Annotated in this window: 21 protein-coding genes and 1 pseudogene; 8 read left to right on the top strand and 14 right to left on the bottom strand. The window is 71.2% G+C overall.

Going from position 1 to position 18,230, the window contains the following annotated elements; genetic code table 11:
- Nucleotides 1-322 precede the first annotated feature (322 nt).
- The 14 genes and pseudogenes from HNR12_RS22810 to HNR12_RS22750 all read right to left on the bottom strand — a co-directional run bounded on the left by HNR12_RS22810 (nt 323) and on the right by HNR12_RS22750 (nt 11,591).
- Entirely contained in the window at nt 323-2,821 is a 2,499-nt protein-coding gene (locus HNR12_RS22810) for an OmpA family protein (protein ID WP_179769485.1), read from the bottom strand.
- A 25-nt stretch (nt 2,822-2,846) separates the two neighbouring features.
- Nucleotides 2,847-3,254 carry a pilus assembly protein TadG-related protein gene (locus HNR12_RS22805; RefSeq protein ID WP_179769484.1) on the bottom strand — a complete coding sequence of 136 codons (408 nt, stop codon included), beginning with the start codon at nt 3,252-3,254 and terminating at the stop codon, nt 2,847-2,849.
- Complete coding sequence (locus HNR12_RS22800; RefSeq protein WP_179769483.1) at nt 3,251-3,676, bottom strand: TadE/TadG family type IV pilus assembly protein; 426 nt, start codon at nt 3,674-3,676, stop codon at nt 3,251-3,253. Before HNR12_RS22800 ends, HNR12_RS22805 begins: the two co-directional genes overlap by 4 nt.
- The gene (locus tag HNR12_RS22795; protein WP_179769482.1) at nt 3,676-4,008 is read right to left on the bottom strand and encodes a TadE family protein; all 333 of its coding nucleotides are present in this window, start codon (nt 4,006-4,008) and stop codon (nt 3,676-3,678) included. The genes HNR12_RS22800 and HNR12_RS22795 overlap by 1 nt, the downstream gene beginning before the upstream one ends.
- Before the next feature lie 38 nt (nt 4,009-4,046).
- On the bottom strand, nt 4,047-4,238 hold the full coding sequence (locus tag HNR12_RS22790) for a hypothetical protein (RefSeq protein ID WP_179769481.1): 192 nt from the start codon (nt 4,236-4,238) through the stop codon (nt 4,047-4,049).
- A gap of 30 nt (nt 4,239-4,268) precedes the next feature.
- On the bottom strand, nt 4,269-5,144 hold the full coding sequence (locus HNR12_RS22785) for a type II secretion system F family protein (RefSeq protein ID WP_179769480.1): 876 nt from the start codon (nt 5,142-5,144) through the stop codon (nt 4,269-4,271).
- Nucleotides 5,141-5,983 carry a type II secretion system F family protein gene (locus tag HNR12_RS22780; RefSeq protein ID WP_179769479.1) on the bottom strand — a complete coding sequence of 281 codons (843 nt, stop codon included), beginning with the start codon at nt 5,981-5,983 and terminating at the stop codon, nt 5,141-5,143. The genes HNR12_RS22785 and HNR12_RS22780 overlap by 4 nt, the downstream gene beginning before the upstream one ends.
- Nucleotides 5,980-7,326 (bottom strand): CpaF family protein, encoded by a 1,347-nt coding sequence (locus HNR12_RS22775; protein ID WP_179769478.1) that lies wholly within the window; start codon nt 7,324-7,326, stop codon nt 5,980-5,982. Before HNR12_RS22775 ends, HNR12_RS22780 begins: the two co-directional genes overlap by 4 nt.
- Nucleotides 7,323-8,228: a hypothetical protein gene (locus HNR12_RS29605; protein ID WP_179769477.1), complete on the bottom strand. Its 906-nt coding sequence runs from the start codon at nt 8,226-8,228 to the stop codon at nt 7,323-7,325. The genes HNR12_RS22775 and HNR12_RS29605 overlap by 4 nt, the downstream gene beginning before the upstream one ends.
- Before the next feature lie 35 nt (nt 8,229-8,263).
- Nucleotides 8,264-8,416, bottom strand: a complete 153-nt coding sequence (locus HNR12_RS29600; RefSeq protein ID WP_246425848.1) for a hypothetical protein — start codon at nt 8,414-8,416, stop codon at nt 8,264-8,266.
- 236 nt (nt 8,417-8,652) lie between these two features.
- Nucleotides 8,653-8,832, bottom strand: a pseudogene (locus tag HNR12_RS29595) (SAF domain-containing protein); the annotation flags it as partial.
- Nucleotides 8,833-8,985: 153 nt separating this feature from the next.
- Entirely contained in the window at nt 8,986-9,399 is a 414-nt protein-coding gene (locus tag HNR12_RS22760) for a hypothetical protein (RefSeq protein WP_218902019.1), read from the bottom strand.
- 373 nt (nt 9,400-9,772) lie between these two features.
- Nucleotides 9,773-10,132 carry a hypothetical protein gene (locus HNR12_RS22755; RefSeq protein WP_246425154.1) on the bottom strand — a complete coding sequence of 120 codons (360 nt, stop codon included), beginning with the start codon at nt 10,130-10,132 and terminating at the stop codon, nt 9,773-9,775.
- Between the two features lie 349 nt (nt 10,133-10,481).
- Complete coding sequence (locus HNR12_RS22750) at nt 10,482-11,591, bottom strand: serine hydrolase (RefSeq protein ID WP_218902018.1); 1,110 nt, start codon at nt 11,589-11,591, stop codon at nt 10,482-10,484.
- 183 nt (nt 11,592-11,774) lie between these two features.
- Here HNR12_RS22750 and HNR12_RS22745 point away from each other — a divergent pair, with 183 nt between their 5' ends.
- From HNR12_RS22745 to HNR12_RS22710, 8 genes are all read left to right on the top strand, one after another.
- Nucleotides 11,775-12,293, top strand: coding sequence for a flavoprotein (locus tag HNR12_RS22745; RefSeq protein WP_179769475.1), 519 nt, complete (start codon nt 11,775-11,777; stop codon nt 12,291-12,293).
- 14 nt (nt 12,294-12,307) lie between these two features.
- The gene (locus HNR12_RS22740) at nt 12,308-13,519 is read left to right on the top strand and encodes a helix-turn-helix domain-containing protein (RefSeq protein WP_179769474.1); all 1,212 of its coding nucleotides are present in this window, start codon (nt 12,308-12,310) and stop codon (nt 13,517-13,519) included.
- Between the two features lie 150 nt (nt 13,520-13,669).
- Complete coding sequence (locus tag HNR12_RS22735; RefSeq protein ID WP_179769473.1) at nt 13,670-13,903, top strand: hypothetical protein; 234 nt, start codon at nt 13,670-13,672, stop codon at nt 13,901-13,903.
- Between the two features lie 244 nt (nt 13,904-14,147).
- Nucleotides 14,148-14,705, top strand: a complete 558-nt coding sequence (locus tag HNR12_RS22730; protein WP_308118557.1) for an ATP-binding protein — start codon at nt 14,148-14,150, stop codon at nt 14,703-14,705.
- A gap of 187 nt (nt 14,706-14,892) precedes the next feature.
- Nucleotides 14,893-15,684 carry a DNA-3-methyladenine glycosylase family protein gene (locus tag HNR12_RS22725; protein WP_179769472.1) on the top strand — a complete coding sequence of 264 codons (792 nt, stop codon included), beginning with the start codon at nt 14,893-14,895 and terminating at the stop codon, nt 15,682-15,684.
- Nucleotides 15,650-17,125 carry a B12-binding domain-containing radical SAM protein gene (locus tag HNR12_RS22720; protein ID WP_179769471.1) on the top strand — a complete coding sequence of 492 codons (1,476 nt, stop codon included), beginning with the start codon at nt 15,650-15,652 and terminating at the stop codon, nt 17,123-17,125. Before HNR12_RS22725 ends, HNR12_RS22720 begins: the two co-directional genes overlap by 35 nt.
- The gene (tmk, locus tag HNR12_RS22715) at nt 17,122-17,757 is read left to right on the top strand and encodes a dTMP kinase (RefSeq protein ID WP_179769470.1); all 636 of its coding nucleotides are present in this window, start codon (nt 17,122-17,124) and stop codon (nt 17,755-17,757) included. Before HNR12_RS22720 ends, tmk begins: the two co-directional genes overlap by 4 nt.
- A 12-nt stretch (nt 17,758-17,769) precedes the next feature.
- A complete protein-coding gene (locus HNR12_RS22710; RefSeq protein ID WP_179769469.1) occupies nt 17,770-18,216 on the top strand; it encodes an NUDIX hydrolase in 447 nt (148 codons plus the stop codon).
- Nucleotides 18,217-18,230: the final 14 nt, after the last annotated feature.

Here is an 18,230-nt window from a genome sequence, read left to right as displayed (position 1 = left end):
CAGAGAATGGAGGATAGGGGGTGAGGGAAGGCCGCTGGATGGACAAGGCGGCTGGAGCGGGAAAGAGAGCGCATCGTGTGACCGAGGACGGCCGCCCCGGCCCTACGTGAGAGGACACCACCTGTGGTGTACCAGCCACACGCCGGGGCGGGCGCCCTGAATGCACGCTGACCTGCGCTGATAGCGCTTCGCGGGGGGCGCGGTTTAAGCGCGCCCTAAAGTGTGCGCCCAACGCGCGGCCAGCGTGCGCCCAACGCGCGGCAAAGAGAGCGGGAAAGCGTGCGGCAAAGCGCGCGTCCCCCGAAGGCGCCTCCCCGTCGGCTTACCGGAGGGACCTGTGGCCTGCTCGCGCCGCAGCGGTAGCGCGAAGTGGTGTGACGGAGGTGAGGCGCTCCACGAATTCTCGTAGTTGCCTTCCGGGCCGCTCTCCGATTTCTCGCAGGTTCTGGGCCAGGCGCTGGTAGGCGCGGTGAGCGGCGTCGGCGTCACCCGTTTCGGCGTGGGCCTCGATCAGGTATCGGTGCACGACCTCGTTGTAGGGGTCGATAGCACAGGCCCGCTCGAACCACTCCGTCTTCGCTTCACCATGGTGGGCGTGGGCGAGTTTCACGCACAATTGGGCAGCGGTGGTGCGGCACCTTTGGCGCTCGCATTCCACCCACGGCTCCGATACGTCGGAGAGCAATTCGTGGGTGTAGTGGGAAACGGCGTTTTCTCGCTGAGGCAGCGCTGTGCGGCCGGTGGAGTTCTTCGCGGCGGTCGCCGCGTCGTTGAAGTCCCACAGGTCCGCGGTGAAGAGGCCGGGTTGGAGGCGGTAGCGGCCGGCGTGGAACTCGATGACGGGCAGGTCGGGGCTCTCCACAGCACTGCGGATGACGGCGCGGGCGCTGCTGAGGGCGTTGTTGCGGGCCGCGCGGGCTTGGGCGGGTCGGGCCTCGGGCGCGAGGAGTTCGGCGATCTCCTCGCCGGTGGCCCCGGAGGGCCGGATGGCCAGCAGCGCCAGCAGGCTGCGGGCCGAGGACCGCATCTGCTCGGCGACGTCAGTGCCGCCGATCTGGACGCCAAGGCGCGGTGCGAACAGCCGCAGCCGCACCCGATCGCCGGGAGGCTCAGCCGGGACTCCCGACGCGGGCTCGGACTCGCGGACGGCTTCGGCGCCGTCCATGGGGACGCTCTCGCCCCTGTGCTCGGCAGGGGTGTGAAGTGCGTCCGCCGAAGGTTCCTCGGCGGGCGGAGCGCTGCTGTCGGAGGCGAGGCCGCTGGGCACCTCCCGCACCGTCCCCTCGGGGTCGGTGATGCGCAGCAGGTCGGCCTCGGCGTGCACGTGCACACCGCACCCCAGGTCGCCCAGGGCGATGACGGTGGGCTTGGGGTCCAGGTCGCTGGCGAGGAGGGCGTGCAGCCGTTCGCGGTCCTCGTCGGGTCCTGGTGCTTCCACCACGATGGTCGGGGGAGGCAGGGCGTCACCGGGCGAGGGGCGGTCGGTCTCGCGGTGGGCGGCGATGATGCGTGCCTCTGCCCGCACCAGGGCCGCCTGGAGGCTAGGGGTCACCGTTGCGCCGACAGGGCGGGCATGGTCGGCGATACTGAGTGCAGAGAGAACAGCGCGGGTGGCGATGACGTTGCCCGGTGCCTCGGCTGCGAGCCGTGTGATGAGTTCGGTGAGCAGGTCGGCGGCGGCAGGGCCGGTGATGCTGACGCCGGCTGAGGCGTTGACCGCTGCGTCGGGCGTCAGGCGCAGCGAGTCGCCGTTGGGCGACGGTGGCGGTGCGTCGTGGCCGGTGTTCTCGCCTTCCCGGGGGGAGGCTTCGTCCTCGGGCTCGCTGCTGGCCTCCGGCGTCTCCTCCTCGACGGCGTTGCGGGCAGGGCGCCGTGTGCGTCGTCCCAGGGTGTAGCCGCCCAGGAGGCTGGCGGCCAGGGCTGTGCCCACGGTCATGGTGGTCGCGGCGGGGTCGGCGGTGGCCGCCAGGGCGGAGTGTTCCTCGACGGCGGGCTGCTCCGCCCGGGGTGTCGGCTGTTCACTCTTCTCAGGTGTGGGTGTCTGAGGCGGGGCAGAGGGCGGGAGGAGTTGGTAGTCGACCTCGACGCGGCGCATGGCGGCGTAGTCCTGGACTCCGTTTGCGGGCGCGGCGGGGCCGTGGCCTTCGGCGGTGATGGTGAAGCCTTCACCCACCGCCTTTTGGAGGTAGGAGGCTGCGGTCTGGGCGCGGCGCTGGGAGAGGTCGGCGTTGTGGGCCGCTGGTCCGGTGGGGTCGGTGTGGCCGGTGACGGTGATGGCGGAACCGGGGTCGCCGTAGGTGCTGATGAGTTCGGCGGTGGAGGCCAGGGCTGCGCGCATGTCGGGGGTCAGGTGCGCGGAGTCCACGGCGAAGCCCTCAACGGATCGGTGGCGCTCGATCGGGTCGGCCGGGCCGGGGGCGTCGGTGGAAGCGGGGGCATCGGACTGGTTCTGAGGCAGCGCCGGTGCGGGGGCTGTCGCCTCGTCGGTCGCCGCATGGGCGGTGGGGCTGGCGGCGAGCGCGGCGAGGAGAGCCGCGACCAGTCGGGCCACCGCCAGGCGCGGGGTCTGCCCGCGGGTCAGGCGCACGAGGTCGGCCAGGGTGGCGGCGGCGTAGGCGGCCCAGGCGAGGGCGGCCACGGCCGCCAGCCCGCTCAGCACCATGGAGGTGGGCAGGGTGAAGGCGCGCAGGTGCATGAGCACCTCCGCCGGGCTGACCTGCGCACCGGCCGGTGGCAACCCGAGGAAGGCCACCGCCGGAGGGGCCGCGAAGAGGAAGAGCGCGCCGGCGGCACCGGCGGCGGCATCGGCTCGTGAGGACATGGTGGCGGCCTCCTCGCGTGTTCGGTCAGTTCTGGAGTGCGTCGGCGCTGGCGCGGGCTTGGGCGATGCCCTCGCCCAGGGGCAGGACGCGGGTGGTGTAGGGGACTTCGGCGACCACGCTCACCTGCTGCCTTTCGACGTGGACGCTTCCCTGTGCCCCGGCCGCCTTGAGGTAGGCGCGGGCCTGCTCGCGGGCGGCACCGGCGTCCAGGCGGATGCGGCCCGTCTGGGCCAGGTGGGCGGTGTCGAGTTCGCGGGCTCCGGCGCGGGCGGCCTCGTGGGCCAGCGTGGTGGCCCGAGTCTTGTCGAGGAGCATGCGCCCGCCGTCGACCACCAGGCCGAAGCATGCGCCGATGGCCGCGGCCAGGACCACGACCAGGACCAGGACGCGGCCCTCGTCGCCGCGCCGGCGGTTCCTGCGGTGCGGACTCACGGGGCGGCCTCGGTATCGCGGTAGGGGTCGACGGGGGCGCTTGCCTCCCCCTCGACCACGGTGTGGCCGGGCAGGCTCAGCGGCGCGAGGTCGCCCAGGGCGATACGGCAGCCCACATGGGCGTGCACCGACTGGCGGCGGTCAGAACCGAGAATTCCAAAGTTCACGGTGTGCTCATCGCAGGACAGGCCCGCGTGGGCCAGGGCGGCTTTGGCCTGGTGGCGGGCGGCGGTGCGGGCGTGGGCGGGGTCGGCGTGCAGGGAGGCCGCTCGGGCGGCACTGTGGGCTGCGGCGGTGGCCTCCAAGGCGGCGTCGGCATAGCGACCTGCGGCCACCATGAGCAGCGCCGCCAGCAGCAGGACGGGTGCGGCCAGCATCAACTCCACCGCCGCGCTGCCCTGCTCAGCCCGCCTTCGGCGCATCACGGGGCTCCCAGGCGTTCGACGGGGCCGTGGCGTACAGCGGCAACGCTGGGCTGCCAACCGGGGACCAGGCTGGGAACCCCAGCCTCCACGCGGGCGGTGGCCCGTCCGGAGGCCCGTTCGACATGCAGGCGGGGCTGCTTGAGCAGCGCACCGCCGAGCTGGTCCAGCGCCTGCTCCCCGGTGCGCCGCCCGGTGGCGGCATCAGCGCCGTAGGCGCGGGCGGCGGAGACAGCCTGGTGGGCCACCGCATCCGCGCGCTGCTGGGCGTGCGCCCACAGCCCGAGCTGAAGCACCGCAGCGATCATGGTGAACGCCAGGGGCAGTACCATGACCAGCTCTGTCGAGCCCCGATCACTCTGCTCTCGCTTCACTTGGTGATGCCCAGGTCGATGTCGCGAGCGGCTTGGGCGAAGGTGTCGGTGAGGATCGGGCCGACCACTGCGGTGATGGCCACCACGATGGTGATGCCGATGACGATCTCGGTGGTGTAGGAACCCCGGTCGCCACGAAGTGCGGCATGGCGTGCGCGGAGCGTGGCGGCGAGTCGGCGGGCGAACACGGTTCGGGTCCTCCTCAAGGATGGGCGCGGTCAGAAGCCGGTAACGACGTGGACGAGCGCGGGATAGCCGATCAGCACCATGAACCCCAGGACCAGGACGGTCACCGGCAGCGTCATGCGCTCGGTCTGAGCGGCGGCGCGGGCTTCGGCCTCGGCCAGTTCAGCGGTGCGCAGGGCCTGGGCCTTGGCCGTCAACGAGGCGCGGACGCGGGCGCCGTCGGTCCCGGCCAGGTGCAGGGACGCCGCCAGTTCACCCAGATCGCTGACGGCGGTGCGGTCGGCCAGGTCGCTCAGGGCGCTCCAGGCGGGTTGGCGCCTGAGTGCGGCGGCGTGCAGCGCGGTGCGGATCTGCTCGGGCGCCCAGCCGTGGCCGTGGCGGGCGGCCTGGGCGAGGGCTCCGGCCACACCGGCGCCGCCCGCAAGAGCGATCACCGCCAGGTCTGCCAGCAGGCAGGCGGCCGAGCGCAACTGGGCGCGGCGGGCGCGCGCCTGGGAGCGAAGGGCCAGGTCGGGCGCCATCCAGCAGGAGGCCGCGCACGCCGCCGCAGCAACCAGCGTCAGCGGCGAGGCGGGCCGCCCGGTGGCCAGGGTCGCGGCGATCACGAACACGGCCAGCGCCGAGGCCGCCGCAGCGGCGCACGCCTTCTCCGCCAGGTACTGCTCGGGCGCGGTACCGGTGACCGCCAGATCCGCGCGCACCCGCCGCGAAGGCAGCCCGGCTCGCCCCACGACCTTGGCACCGGAGCGTCCCAAGCGCGCGGCCGGACGCGCCTTCGCCGCAGAGGGCGGTGCAGCAGCGGGAAGAGCGAGCAGGTCGGCCAGCGAGGGGCGGCGCGCCGCGCGGGCAAGCATCCACAGACCGGCGCCGGCCGCTGCCCCGGCCACCCCGGCGACCAGAACGCTCACCGCGCACGTCCCAGCAGGCGCACAGCCGCCACCGGCGCGGCCAGACGCCCCAGCCAGACGAACGCCCCCGCCCACATCGCGCCGACGAGGGCGAGCACGAACTGGCCGGTGGCGGTGTCCAGCGGCTCCAGGTAGGTGCGGTTGAACGCCACCATCGCCGCCACCATGCCCAGTGTCATCGCGGCGATGATGCGCACCGAGGAGCGCACCCTCGCGCGTCCGGCCGAGGTGCGCACCAGCAGGCTCGCCCGGTCGCGCGAGGACTCGGCCAAACGGCCCAGCAGGGCGCCCAGGTCGGAGGCGTGCCGGCCCTCGGCCGAGGACAGGGCCACGGCGACCAGGTCGGCGGTGGGGTTGTCGACGCGCTCGGCGAAGGAGCGCATCGCCGCCTCCATTGGGACTCCCGTGTGGAGGCTGCGCGCCAGTTCGGCCACCTCCGGGCGGATCGGCGTGGGGGCCACCGGGGCGGTGGCGGTGATGGCTTGGACCAGCCCGGCCGAGCCGGCCATCAGGTCGCGCAGGTGACTCGCCCAGGCGGCTACGGCCTCAGCCCGCTTCGCCTCCTGCGCACCGGCCCGGTCCGGTCCCAGCAGCCGGGGCAGCCACCATGCCGCAGCAGCGGCCAGCACCGCCCCCACTGGCCACCCTGTGGCCAGCCCCACGAGAACCCCCGTGACCGCCGCTCCCGCCCCGCGCGCCGGTGCCTGGCTGGTGCGCAGGCGCGCCACCACGGTCCGCAGGTCGATGCGCTGATGGCGGGCCGCATAGGCGCAGCAGGCCAGCCCGGCGCCCGCCAGACCGCCGGCAGCGGCGGCCACCAGGAGGACATTGGTGTTCACCAGGCACCTCCCGTCGAGAACGCGGCGGCGGCGTCGAATCCGTGGGCCGTGAGCACGTCGGCCCGCTCGCTGCTGGGCGCCCCCAGCAGGCGCCCCGCCTCCTGGGGGCGGGGGCGGTGGTAGACCTCGTTGGAGACCACGTGGGCTCCCTCCGCCCCCACCACTTCGCGGATGCTGGACACCCAGCGCCGTCCCCGCGGGTCGACCGCGATGTGGGCCACCAGGTGCACCGCTGAGGCCGCCAGCAGGTTGGCGGCTTCCAGGCTGAGGCGCTCGGGGGCCTGGGCCGTGTAGGCGGCGATCTTGGTGAACACCTGGGCCGAGCTGCCGGCGTGGATGGTGGCCATCGACCCGTCAGTGCCCATCGACATCGCGTTGAGCAGGGCGATGGTCTCCGGCCCGCGCGTCTCTCCCACGATCACCCGGTCGGGGGACAGACGCAGCGCGTGGCGCACCAGCTCGGCGAGCGTGATCTCCCCGACGCCCTCGACGTTGGCCGGGCGGGCCTGCAACGCCACGCAGTCGCAGCGCGCTTCCAAGCTGCGGTCCAGGTTCAGCTCCAGGCTGTCCTCGACGGTGACCACGCGCTCCCACGGAGCCACCGCCGCCACGGCCAGCGCGCGCAGCAGCGTGGTCTTACCGGCTCCGGTGGCGCCGGAGATCAGCAGGTTCATCCGGGCCGAGGCCGCCGCCTCCAGCAGCCCGCGCGCCAGCCCGTCGAGCATGTCCGACGATTGCAGGGCGTTCAGGTCCAGCGCGTGGCGGGGGTGGCGGATGGCCACCGACACCCGCCGGGACACCTCCATCACCGCCGACAGCCGCGACCCGTCGGGCAGTTCCATCGACAACAGCGGGCTGGAGGCGTCGAAGCGCCGCTCGCCCGAAGGCGAGGAAGCGGCGATGCGCCGCACCAGTGCGGCCAGCTCGGCGTCGTCGGCGGCCACCGGTGGGCGCGGTTCGCGGCGCCCGCCGCCGAAATCCACAATCACCTTCTCGCCGGTGATGAGGATGTTGTGCGCCCCGGGCTCGGCCAGCAGCGGCTCCAGTCCGCCCATTCCGCAGATCCGGGCCACCGCCAGCGTGCGGACCTGCTGCTCCTGGGCCGCATCCAGCGGTGCGCGCCCCTGGGCCAGGGCGTCAGCGGCCATGGCGTCCAACACCTCGTCAACCACCGAGGCCACGCGTCGCCGGGCCTCCTCACCACCGACCGCACCCGCCTCAAGCCTGCCTTCGGCAAGCAGCCGGGAGGTCACCCGCTCCGCGACCGCCCGCGCCACCGCCTCGACGGGTGTCGGCGAAGGGGCGGGCGGGGTCTCCACGGAGGGGTGGGGGATGAGCGTCATGCCGCCCTCCCCGCGCCGGCCCCGGCGCCGGTCACCGCCAGGGAGCCGGTGCGCGGCGGAGGCGGAGCAGCGGTCGCGGTCGGCTGCGGGTACCTCGGCGCCGGGGCCTCGATCGGGGATGGAGCCGGACGGGCATTTGTGCCGGAGGGTGTGCGCCTGCCGTAGGCTTCCACGCGCTCGGCGAGGTCGCGGGCGGTGCGCATCAGCGCCAGCCCCTCCACCTCAGCCTCACCGCGCCGTTCACGCGCCCATTCCCGCAACCGCGCCCATACTCCGCTGCCCGCCCGCACACCTTCACCGCGGACGAAGGCTGCCCCCGCAGGGTCCTGGGGTAGCCGCGCCCACACCGGCGCCTGCGTCTGCTCGGCGACCTCGCGGTCGGCGAAGCGGCGCGGCCCTTCCACCAGAGCCACCCCCACCGGCACCCCGGCTTCCTCCAACGCCGAGACCACCGCTGATGAGGCGGCCAGCCGGGCCAGTTGCGCGGGGTCCTCGCGTACCACCACCACGACCGCGTCCGAACACAGCAGCAGCCGCGCCCCGGCCGAGCGCGGACTGATGCGTCCCACATCGACCACCGCAGCCCGCCCCGCCCTCAGCAGCCACGGATGCTGCGCCAACTCCTCCACCGCTGCGGTGCACTGATGCGGCGCCGACGGCGCCGTCACCACATGGAGCCCGCCGGCCACTTCCTCGGAGTGCTCCAGCAGGGGGTTGTCTCCCGCCCCCTGGGCGGGGTGCGGGCGCCGACTGGCCGCCGCGAGCGTGCCCAAGCCCCGCTCACCGCCCCGCCGATGCCACAACCGCATGTCCCCGCCCGAAGCGTCGGCCTCCACCATCACCGGCACACACAGCGGCGAAGGAGGCCAGCACATGGCCAGCGCCGCCGCCAGCGTGGTCACCCCCGGCGCCCCTGCCAGCGAGCACACTGAGACGATCACCGGTCTCCCCCCTCCGCGCCTGCGGCGACCAGCACCATGCGCATCTCCTGGCGCGCGGCCGCACGCGCCACGGCCGCCGCCTCCTCCTCGGGCACCTCCAGGTGCACCAGCGACTCCTCACCCGCCGACGCCGCCTCCACCGAATGCACCCGACCCGACACCACGGGCTCTTCGGCATCCGCAGCCCCTCGGCCGAAGCTGCCGCGCCGGTCAGCACCACGGCGACCGGAGCCCTCATGCCGGCGCCTTCGGGCACTGCCGAGTGAGGCAGCGACGCGGCCACCACCGCCCGCCCCGGTCCCGGCCAGGCCGCGGCGTCACTCAGCGCGCTGAGCGGGATCGGCGTGCCTTCCTTCAGCGGCACCGCGGCCCGCCGGCCCACGACCTCCTCGGCCCCGGTCCCCGGGAAGTCAGCCCCCGCCAACCCCGAAGTCTCGACCAGCCGCAGGTCGCCGGGCTCGATGACCGTGCCCACGGGCACATCGCGCGCCGCCACAGCGACCGGAGCGCGGTCTGTGGCCGCTGCCGTGGTGCCCACCGCCAGCAGCGCCCCCAGCGCCACCATCCCGACCCCGGCCGCCGCCCACTTCCGCTCCCGGCTCCGCGAAGCCTCGATTCCTCCGATCACCGGATGCCTGTCTCCGGTGGTGCTGGTGGGCATACTCCGTCCCCTCTTCTTCTCCGTTGCTCCTTGGCTGCCCGGCCGCCTGCTGCGGCCTCAGCCTTCGACCACCACCGAGTGGACCTCGACCACCTCGATCGAGCGACTTGTGCTCGTCTCCATCGGCTCCAACTGCCCGCCCTGGCCTGCGGAGGACTCCCAGGAGACGTCCCACACCACCGTCGCCGTGACCGTGTCGCGCCCGCCTGGCCGGTTCTTCGAGGACAACCGGTAGACGTGTCCGCAGTCGGGGGAATCCGAGCCCGGGGTGTGCACCGCCGGGTCGAAGACCGTTCCCGGCCCCGAGCACGCGATGACCGAGCCGTCGCCCATGTCCCAGGAGACCTCGCGCGGTACGGCCGTCACCGAGGCCGAACCTCCCCGCACCGACACCCGCGCGCTGCGGGGCTGCCACTGCTCGGCGTCGATCCACAGCCAGAGGGGAAACCCCACCACCGCGGTGCCGCCCATCGGCGGAGCCGAGTCGATCTCGGGGGCTCGGGCAACTCCAACCGCGCCCGCGCCCGCTCGGCCAGGGCCGCCACGTCCACCCCGCCGCCTGCCTGCGGAGCGCTCAACGTGGCCGTGCAGCGGACCGCCCCGCCGACCGGTTCAGAGCAACTCGGCTCCGGCTCGACCGGTCGGTGAGGCAGTGGAGCCGGCAGGGCGGGTGCATTGGCTGAGCCCGTATCGGGAGCGGGTTCCCGAGCGTTCGCGGTCACCTCGCACGAAGACTCCGAGCACGCCGACGTCGACCAGAATGCCGCTTCCGCGTGTGCCGGCCCGGCTAGTGCCGTTGCGCCCGCGGCCGATGCCGCAGAGACGAGAAGCACCCGCGCCATTCCTAGCGCTCGCATTCGCCGTACTCGCCCAGCCACAGCTCGGAGACCTGCCAGGTTCCGTTGTTTTCCGTGACAGTTGCGATGACGGGGCGAAACCCTTCCCCGTGCAGCGAACCGAGCCCTTCGAGATCTTCCTCGATGATGTTCCAATCCGAATCGTCCACGCAGTCCTCCACGGTGACTTCCGGAGGGTTCGAGGCGAGATCGGCCGAGGTTACCCGAGGGTCCATATCAGGCCGCCCAGTGGCACGAATCCCGTTGAGCATGTCGTCCGAAAACTCCAGTGCTTGCCCCGTTGCGTACCAGGCCAGGTCAGGATGACGGGTCGCACCATCATGTGAACCTTCGACAACCGCATCCATTAGGCCCCGGTATGCCTCCAGTGCCCGCTCCTCGTGGGAGGCCGCCGGCGCTTCGGTGGCAGGAGTGGTCGGTTCCGCAGACCCACCACGGGAAGCACAACCACTCGTCGCCAACGCACCGACCAGGACTGCTCCGAGGACGTACCGCATGAGCCACCTTCGATTCGAACGGAGACCATCCAGTTACTCTCCGAAATCGTGGATGACTCTAGCTATCGAAACCTCGCTTCGACAACCGAAATCGAGCAACGATGCGCGGCCAAAACTGCTGTTAACACCACAGGGGAGCGATGTCCAACGGACACAACACCCAAATCGGAATCGGCAAAACAAGTGCGTCACTTGGTGTTCAAAGTGGGAATATAAACGGGAAACGAATGTCGGTTTTCCCGCAAATCGCCTCGCCCGGAGATCCCGAAGGCCAGATGACGACTGCTTCAGAATGCGGCCGACCGCACGGAGTCGCGTAGTTGCCGGATGGGCTCCCGGTCGCGGCTGTAATAGATCTTGTTGGTGAGAAGGAGCGCCCACGTGCGCCGATCGGGGGCGATCCAGGCTGCGGTACGGTGAATCCGTAATGCGCCCACACCCCGTCATCGGCGTCGGTAGCAGGGTGCCAGAACAGGCCGCGGGATGGTTGAAGGTCCCCGGTCTGAGTCTGGAGGCTTTCGCGCACCCACTTCTCGCTGAAGGCCGCAGGCCCGGGGGCGACCATGTGGGTGAGGAAGCGGGCGAGATCGTCCAGGGAGCCGAAGGCTCCGGCGATCCCGCAGGCTCCGCCCAGGAGGCGTGCGGAGAAATCGTGGGGTCGGCCTCGCAGCCGGTTCCCGGTCTCGGCATCGACTTCGGTGGGGGCGGCTCGGACCGCCAGATCATCGGGCAGGGGGCCGCACCGGGTGTCGTCCATGCCCAAAGGCGCCCATACCCGCTCGGTTGCCAAGTTGGGCAATGGCGCACCGCCCAGGTGTTCGGCGAGGTAACCCAGGATGAGCGCGGCCCGGTCGGTGCAGTCGACCGCTTGGCCGGGCGGACGGTTCAGGGCTTCGCGAAGGCTTCCGCGGCGGATGCGCTCCGGCTCGGTGCCATAAAGCTCCCGCAGACGTGAGCGCCACGGCAACCCCGCAGTGTGCGTCAGGAGTTGCCGCACGGTAACCGGGGACAGTGGCGCTCCGTCGACTCTGTCGGGCATGAGGCGGCCGAGGGGCTCGTCCAAGTCCAGGGCACCCGTCTGCCACCAGGTGCCGATGAGTGCCCATACCGCGATGACCTTTGTGAGCGAGGCCAGGTCCCACAGGGTGTCGGCACGCACGGGAGTCGGGTCGTCCGGATCGAGCACGCCCGCTGTGCCCTGATGGACCAAGCCGGTGTCATCGCCCAGTGCCCACACGCCTCCGGGGGTGATCCGGTCGGTGACGGCCTGATCCACAAGTGCCTGGATGCGCTCGGGCGGGGACGTCACGGATTACCTCCGCTCGTGGCCTCGGATACTCCGGCAGTGAGCCTATCGGCGTTGGAGCAGGCTGCCAGTGATCTTGATGAAAGCGCGTCGAGTGGCTGAGAGCGGGAGGCGTTGGCGAATCCTGCCCGGCGGAGGTCGTCCTGCGCGGTGAGTTCGCGCTGAAGCGGCTTCTACACTTCTTTCATGGCCCGCATGCTCTACCTCGTCATCTCCGCCGCTCCAGCCCCCGAAGGGCTAGCGGGACTGATCGAATCGCTGCACAGCACGGGCTGGCGAGTGGCCGTGTTCTCGACGCCCACAGGAGCCGGTTTCCATGACCTCGCTCGTATCGCGGACCTGACTGGTGAATCGGTGCGGGTCGATTACCGCAGGCCGGGGACCGGAACTCCCTTGGCTCCTGCCGATGCTGTACTCGCGTGCCCACTCACCTTCAACTCCACCAACAAATTTGCGAACGGAATCGCAGACAACTTCGCAATTAGCCTTTTATGCGAAATGGTCGGTTATCGGGTGCCCACCGTCGTGGTCCCGCACTTCAAGCCCCAACTTGCCGATCACCCGGCCTTTCAACGTGCCTTGCAGACGCTGCGGACGATGCCGGCCGTAACCCTGCTGCACGACCCGGACGCTCCCTACGAGAAGCGTCTTCCCGCCTGGCGCGACGTAGTCGACGCAGTGCACACTGCCACTACGGGCAAGTAGAAGGGAGGCGGGCCGTGGACGCAGCCACGCAAGGCCAGATCATCCGCCGGGCCCGCACTCGACGCGGACTCTCCCAAGCAGTTCTCGCCGGGCTCATCGGCCGGTCGGAGTCATGGCTTTCCCAGGTGGAGCGCGGCAAGCACAAGGTCAACTCCCACGACGTCCTCACCCGCCTGGCCGAAGTGCTGCCGGTCTCCGTCGCCGATCTCACCGGCGGAGAGGACGAGGCGCCCGTTGATCGCCGCTTTGCCGGAGCCACCCAGATCGAGCGCGCCATGCTGCGCTACACCAGTCTGGAGTCCATCATCGCCGAGACGGGCGAAGAGCGGACGATGGACGTAGCGCGGTTGCAAGCCGAAGCTGACCGTGCCTACGCCGACTACCAGGCGACCCGCTACGCCGAAGTCGCTCGGCGCCTGCCGCGCCTCATCCGCGACGTCGAGGCCGCCGCCCGCGGGCGCCGGGGCGATCGCCCGGTGGCGTGCTCGGCGCGCGCGCAGGTGTACAACACGGCTGCCGCTGTGCTGAAGAGAGTGGGTCGGCACGACTTGGCGTGGCAGGCCGCCGACCGCGCCATGTCCGCGGCGGAATGGGCTGATGACACGCTGCTCGCGGCCGTGGGCGCCTACCGCCTTGCCTACGTCCTGGTGTCGCGTAAGCGCCCAGCCGAAGCCGCTGACCTCGCGATGGGCGCAGCCTATGCGCTCGAACGTCGTATGCGCCCCGGAACGGCAGAAGAACTGTCGGTCTATGGCGGCCTCCACTTGGCCGCCGCCACAGCCGCCGCCGCCGAATACGACCGGGCCGCGATTCCACGGTTCCTCGCCGCGGCTGGTCGCGCTGCGGACCGCCTCGGTGGCGACTTCAACCATCACGGCACCGCCTTCGGACCGACGAACGTTGAGATGCACCGCATCAGTACGGCTGTGGCGGTAGGTGATGCCCAGACAGCGATCGACGCCGGAGAAGTGCTGGACCCGTCGTCAATCCCGGTCGGGCTGATCGGTCGCCGCGTTCAGGTGAAGCTCGACATCGCCCGCGGCTATACCCAGCGGCGCATGGACTCCGCAGCCGTGAACTCCCTGCTGGAGGCCGAAGCCATGGCGCCCCAGCTCGTCCGGCACGACCCCGCCACCTTCGAAGTGCTCACGGAGCTGCTGCGCAGGGAGCACCGTCCGTCGACTCCAGAACTCCGGCCGCTGTGCCAGCGCGCTGGGGTGGCCTGACCCGCAAGAAACTGCGGTTCTTTTACCTTCGCAGCAGTACAGGTCTAGGCGTGAGGTGCGTCATACGGTCACCCCATGCTTAGCGACGCATCCCCTGATCAGGCAGATTGGCATCCGGTAGAGGGCCGGGCCCCGGGTCCTAGGGGCACGGTGGCCGCCGTCCAGACCCGCGAGTACACGCCGCGCCCGCTGGACCACGATACCTACAGCAGGTTCGTCGACATCACCTTGGCATACCCCGGTTGGTGCACCCGGTACTCCGCGGACGAATCTGGCGACACCTATTACCAGGCGGTCCATTACGACACGGGCGACACCGTGGGGTCCTACGACTTGGACAGGTTCGCCCGTCTCCTGGCCACTGCCGACGGGGCGGTGCGGTGATGCTCGCCGGGGTCATTACCCGGTCGTGCCGGACAGAGTCCCTCTGCCTTGAAGCGTCGCCTCCCGCCTACGGAGCTGGGCTGCCGTTCGGACTCCGGATGATCCATCCCCACCGGCATGTCCGGGTTGCGGGCGGACCGCCTGAGGCATCCGCCAGGCCCTCGAGCGCGTTGAACAGCCTGCTCTCCACCCGGGAAATCCACCGGTGGGCCGAGTCGGCGACCGCCTTGCGGAGGTGTGCGCCGTGAGTCACCCTCGGGGTCCTTCGCGGTTGTGTGCGGAGTACGGAAACCCGCAGGAGCTGAACGGCGGAAACGCCGATCAGCGTCGCCTGCTGACACTGCCGCGCCGCATCCCCTCCACTGTCGCGGACGTTCACAGCGTCCTCTTCGGTCCCGAGCCCGACCAGATCAGGACCGCGAGGAGCTGGGCGTGGCGATCGAGCGGGCTGGGCTATGACCACGCGGACTCGCTGCTGCTGGTGCTGTCGGAGCTGCACACCAACGCCCTTCGCCACACGGCGTCCGGCCTGCCCGGCGGCACGGTCCGCGTCGACTTGGAGCGGCTGCCGGACCGCGGCTTCCGGGTGAGCGTCACCGATCAAGGGCCTCGGCCCGGCGCCGCGACCACCGTCCCCACGCCGGCCAGCGCCGACCTCTTCGCCGGCCTCGTCACGGAGGAGTCGGGGCGCGGGCTCGACCTCGTTGCCGCGCTGAGCCGCGACTGGGGTTGGCACCGCGACGACAGCGGCCCCGGGGTCACGGTGTGGGCCGAGGTCGACCGGCCGGGGCGGTGGGGGTGACCCGTGGCCTGGAGCGCTCAGGAGGACAGCCACCTGTACGAAGACGCCCGCCACCTCCAGCAGGTGGTCGGGGACCGCACCGCGCTCCGCTGGCGCAGCAGGGGCGCCCGGTGCACGTGGCTGTCGCCGGGCGCCCCTCCCCTTCACCGTGTTCGCCCCTCGTCTCATGGGAGGGTGCAATCCCCTGATGAATCGGAGTGACACCATGCGCATCCTGTGCGAACACCCCGCCTGGAACAACGGCCGCCGCCTCGTCCGCACGGCCAACGGCGTCTCGCTGGCATCAGCGAGCGCCGCCGGGATCGAACTGTCTACGCCTGGCCCCGCCATCGATGTCTACGACCCCGCCGATCTCTCCGACCGCGCCCCCGAACCACTGCGCCGAGGGCTCGAAGCCCATGGCCCCGTCGCCCGGCTCCGCACCCCCGACCTGTGGGAAGCCGTCGCGACCGCGATCATCCGGCAGGTCATCCGCGCCGACCAGGCCCGCCTCATGTACCAGCGCTTCACCAGTACCTACGGCGAACCCGCCGAGGCCAGCCGGGTCTTCCCCGCTCCCAAGGTGGTGCTGGCCCTTGCCGACGAGGCGTTCACCGGGCTCGGGATGGCGTTCAAACGCGACCCGCTCCGCGCGGCCGCCCAGGCGGTGCTCGACCACGGCGAAAAGTGGGAGCAGGCGCCCCCCTCCGACCTCGTCGGCGAACTACAAGCCGTTCCCCGGATCGGCCCGTGGACGGCCGGCGCCGCCGTCGCCGACTTCACCGGCGACTTCTCCCTCTACCCCTACGGCGACATGGCCGTGCGCAAGTACGCCCGGCAGACCTTCCCCGACCTCGATCTTCCCGACCAGGAAGCCGCGTTCGCGGCTCGCTGGTCCTCCTACAGCAATTCCTCCTACGAACTGTCCGTTGTGACCGCACTCACTCTCGCCCTGGGAGGCGAACGTGCCCAACCCCTCGACCAGAACGAACCCTCATGACCTGATCACGGGCCACGACCCCGCCCGTCCCCTCGAACTGCTCCTGGTCAACGCCCCGTTGCGCGACTACGCCGAGCGGCCGCGCGTCAACGACTTCACGTTGCCCGTCCTGGGGATGGGTTACATCGCCACCTATGCCGCTCACCGCGGATTCAACGCCGGCGTACTCGACGGCGAGGCGCTCGGTCTGCCGGTCGCCGCCGTCGCCCAGGCCGTGAACGCCGTCCACCCGCGCTGGGTCGGGTTCAACCTGCTCGCCCCGACCTACGAGATCTCCGCGAACATCGCCGCCGCCCTCGACCCGGAGATCAAGGTCCTGCTCGGCGGCCACCAGGCCACGGCCATGCCGACCGAGATCCTCACCGATCCGCGCATGGCCCGGTGCGAGGCCCTGGTGATCGGCGAGGGTGAGACCCGCGTCGCCGAACTGCTGGCCGACCACCGCAACCGGGGCGACCTGCCCGGGGTGATGTGGCTCGACCCCGTCATGCGGCAGCCGGTGACCGGCGGCCGCCCTGGCCAGAACCACCACCTCGCCCCGCCAATCAACGAACTGCCGTTCGTCGACCGCCGGTACCTCACCCAAGACCCCCACCACGACGCCGGCCGGTGGGAAGCGAACATGGTCGGCGCGAGGGGTTGCCCGTACGACTGTAGTTTCTGCGGCGCCGCCGTCTCGGCGAACCCGGATGTGACGATCCGCGTGCGCTCGGCCGAGAACGTGGTGGCCGAGATGGAGCAGCTCCGCACCGCCTACGGAGTCACTGCGTTCCGGTTCGTTGACGACCTGTTCTTGGGCGCCCGCCGCGTCATCAAGCAGATGATGGACGGCTTCGCCGCGCACAAGGTCGGTGACTGGGCGGTCTGGGACGCCACGGGGCGGATCAACGTACTCGCCCGCGAAGGCGACGACGTCTTGGACCGGCTCGTGAAGAACGGGCTACGCGAGGTCGCCCTGGGGATCGAGTCCGGGTCCGAGCGGATGCTGTCCTACATCGACAAGCGGATCACCCAGGACATGATCCGCTCGACCGTGACCCGGCTCGTCGAGCGCGGGATCTCAGTGAAGGGGTACTTCATCCTGGGGTTCCCCAGCGAGAGCCGCGCCGAGATGCGCGAGACCGTCAATCTCGTGCGCGAACTGTGGGACATCACCGACCGAGCCCCGGGCCGGTTCCGCTCCTCGGTGTTCGAGTTCCGCCCCTACCCCGGCACCCCCGAATGGGCACGGCTCATGGCCACCGGCTACTACACTCCCGACCAGCTGCTCGACTACACGGCGGTGGACCTCACCGACCAAGGCGTAGACGAGGCCATGCGGGGCCGCGACGAGTTCAACTTCTCCAGCGGTATCCAGTTCGGCGAGGCCACCGTGGACGAGGTCCGCGCCGCCCTGGTCGAACTGTCCCACGGCGAGCACGGGCGGAGGGCCGCCGCATGAGCCGAGGCTTGTTCGTCGCGATCGACGGCCCCGGCGCCGCCGGGAAGTCCACCCTGCTCCGCAACCTCACCGAACGGCTCACCGGCGCCGGGGTGCCCGTGCTGTCGACCACCGAGCCCTCACGCGGCGAGATCGGGCAGCTCGCGCGCTCGCGCACCCACGAGTACACGGGCATGGCCTTGGCGTGCCTGGTCGGCGCTGACCGCTACCACCACCTCGAAACCGAGATCCGCCCGGCCGTCAACGCCGGGAAGGTGGTGCTGTGCGACCGCTACACCCTGTCCTCGCTGGTCCTGCAAGCCGGGATCGACGGCGTGCCCGAACCGGTGGTGCGCTGCATCAACGCCCTCGCCGACCCGCCGGACCTGCAAATCGTCCTCACCGCCCCGCCCGAGGTGCTGCGCGAACGGCTCGCCGTGCGCGGCTCGCACGGACGGTTCGAGGACGACCCGGCCCTTCCCAGCCGTGAGGTCGAGCTGTACCGAGGGGCCGCCGCGGCATCCGAACGCGCCGGCGTGCGCACCATCGTCGCCGACACCTCGCGCGGACCGGAAACGATCGAGTCGCTGCTTTCAGGGCTCACCAGCACCATCGGGGGGCTATGGTCGCAACGACACCGTGAATCCGCCTGATGAGGTGACCCCGTGCCGGAGCGCTACCGCAGCATCATCGACGTACACGTGATCCTGCCAAGGGGAGACGAGATTCTCCTGCTGGAGCGGCAGGGAACGGGCTACTGCGACGGGATGCTGCACCTACCCTCGGGCCACCTCGACGAGGGCGAGCCGATCCCGCACGGCGCGGCCAGGGAAGCCCGAGAAGAGGTCGGCGTCACCATCGACCCGGCCGACCTGTCCCTGGTCGCCGTCGTGCATCACCGACAGAACCCGGACCTCGCCCGCGTCGGCATGTTCTTCCTTGCCGAGAAATGGTCGGGGGAACCGGTCGTCGCCGAGCCGGACAAGGCTGGCAAGCTTGTGTGGGCCGACCCGCGCGTGCTGCCGTGGAACACGATCCCCTACCCGGCCGAAGGCATCCAGGCATGGGTATCCGGGGACCGGTTCGCGCTGCATGGGTGGCCGACTGCCTGAACTCGAACAGAGGA

It is taken from the genome of Streptomonospora nanhaiensis, from assembly GCF_013410565.1.
GTDB classification, from domain to species: Bacteria; Actinomycetota; Actinomycetes; order Streptosporangiales; family Streptosporangiaceae; genus Streptomonospora; species Streptomonospora nanhaiensis.
This window is presented reverse-complemented; position numbering and strand designations above follow the sequence as displayed.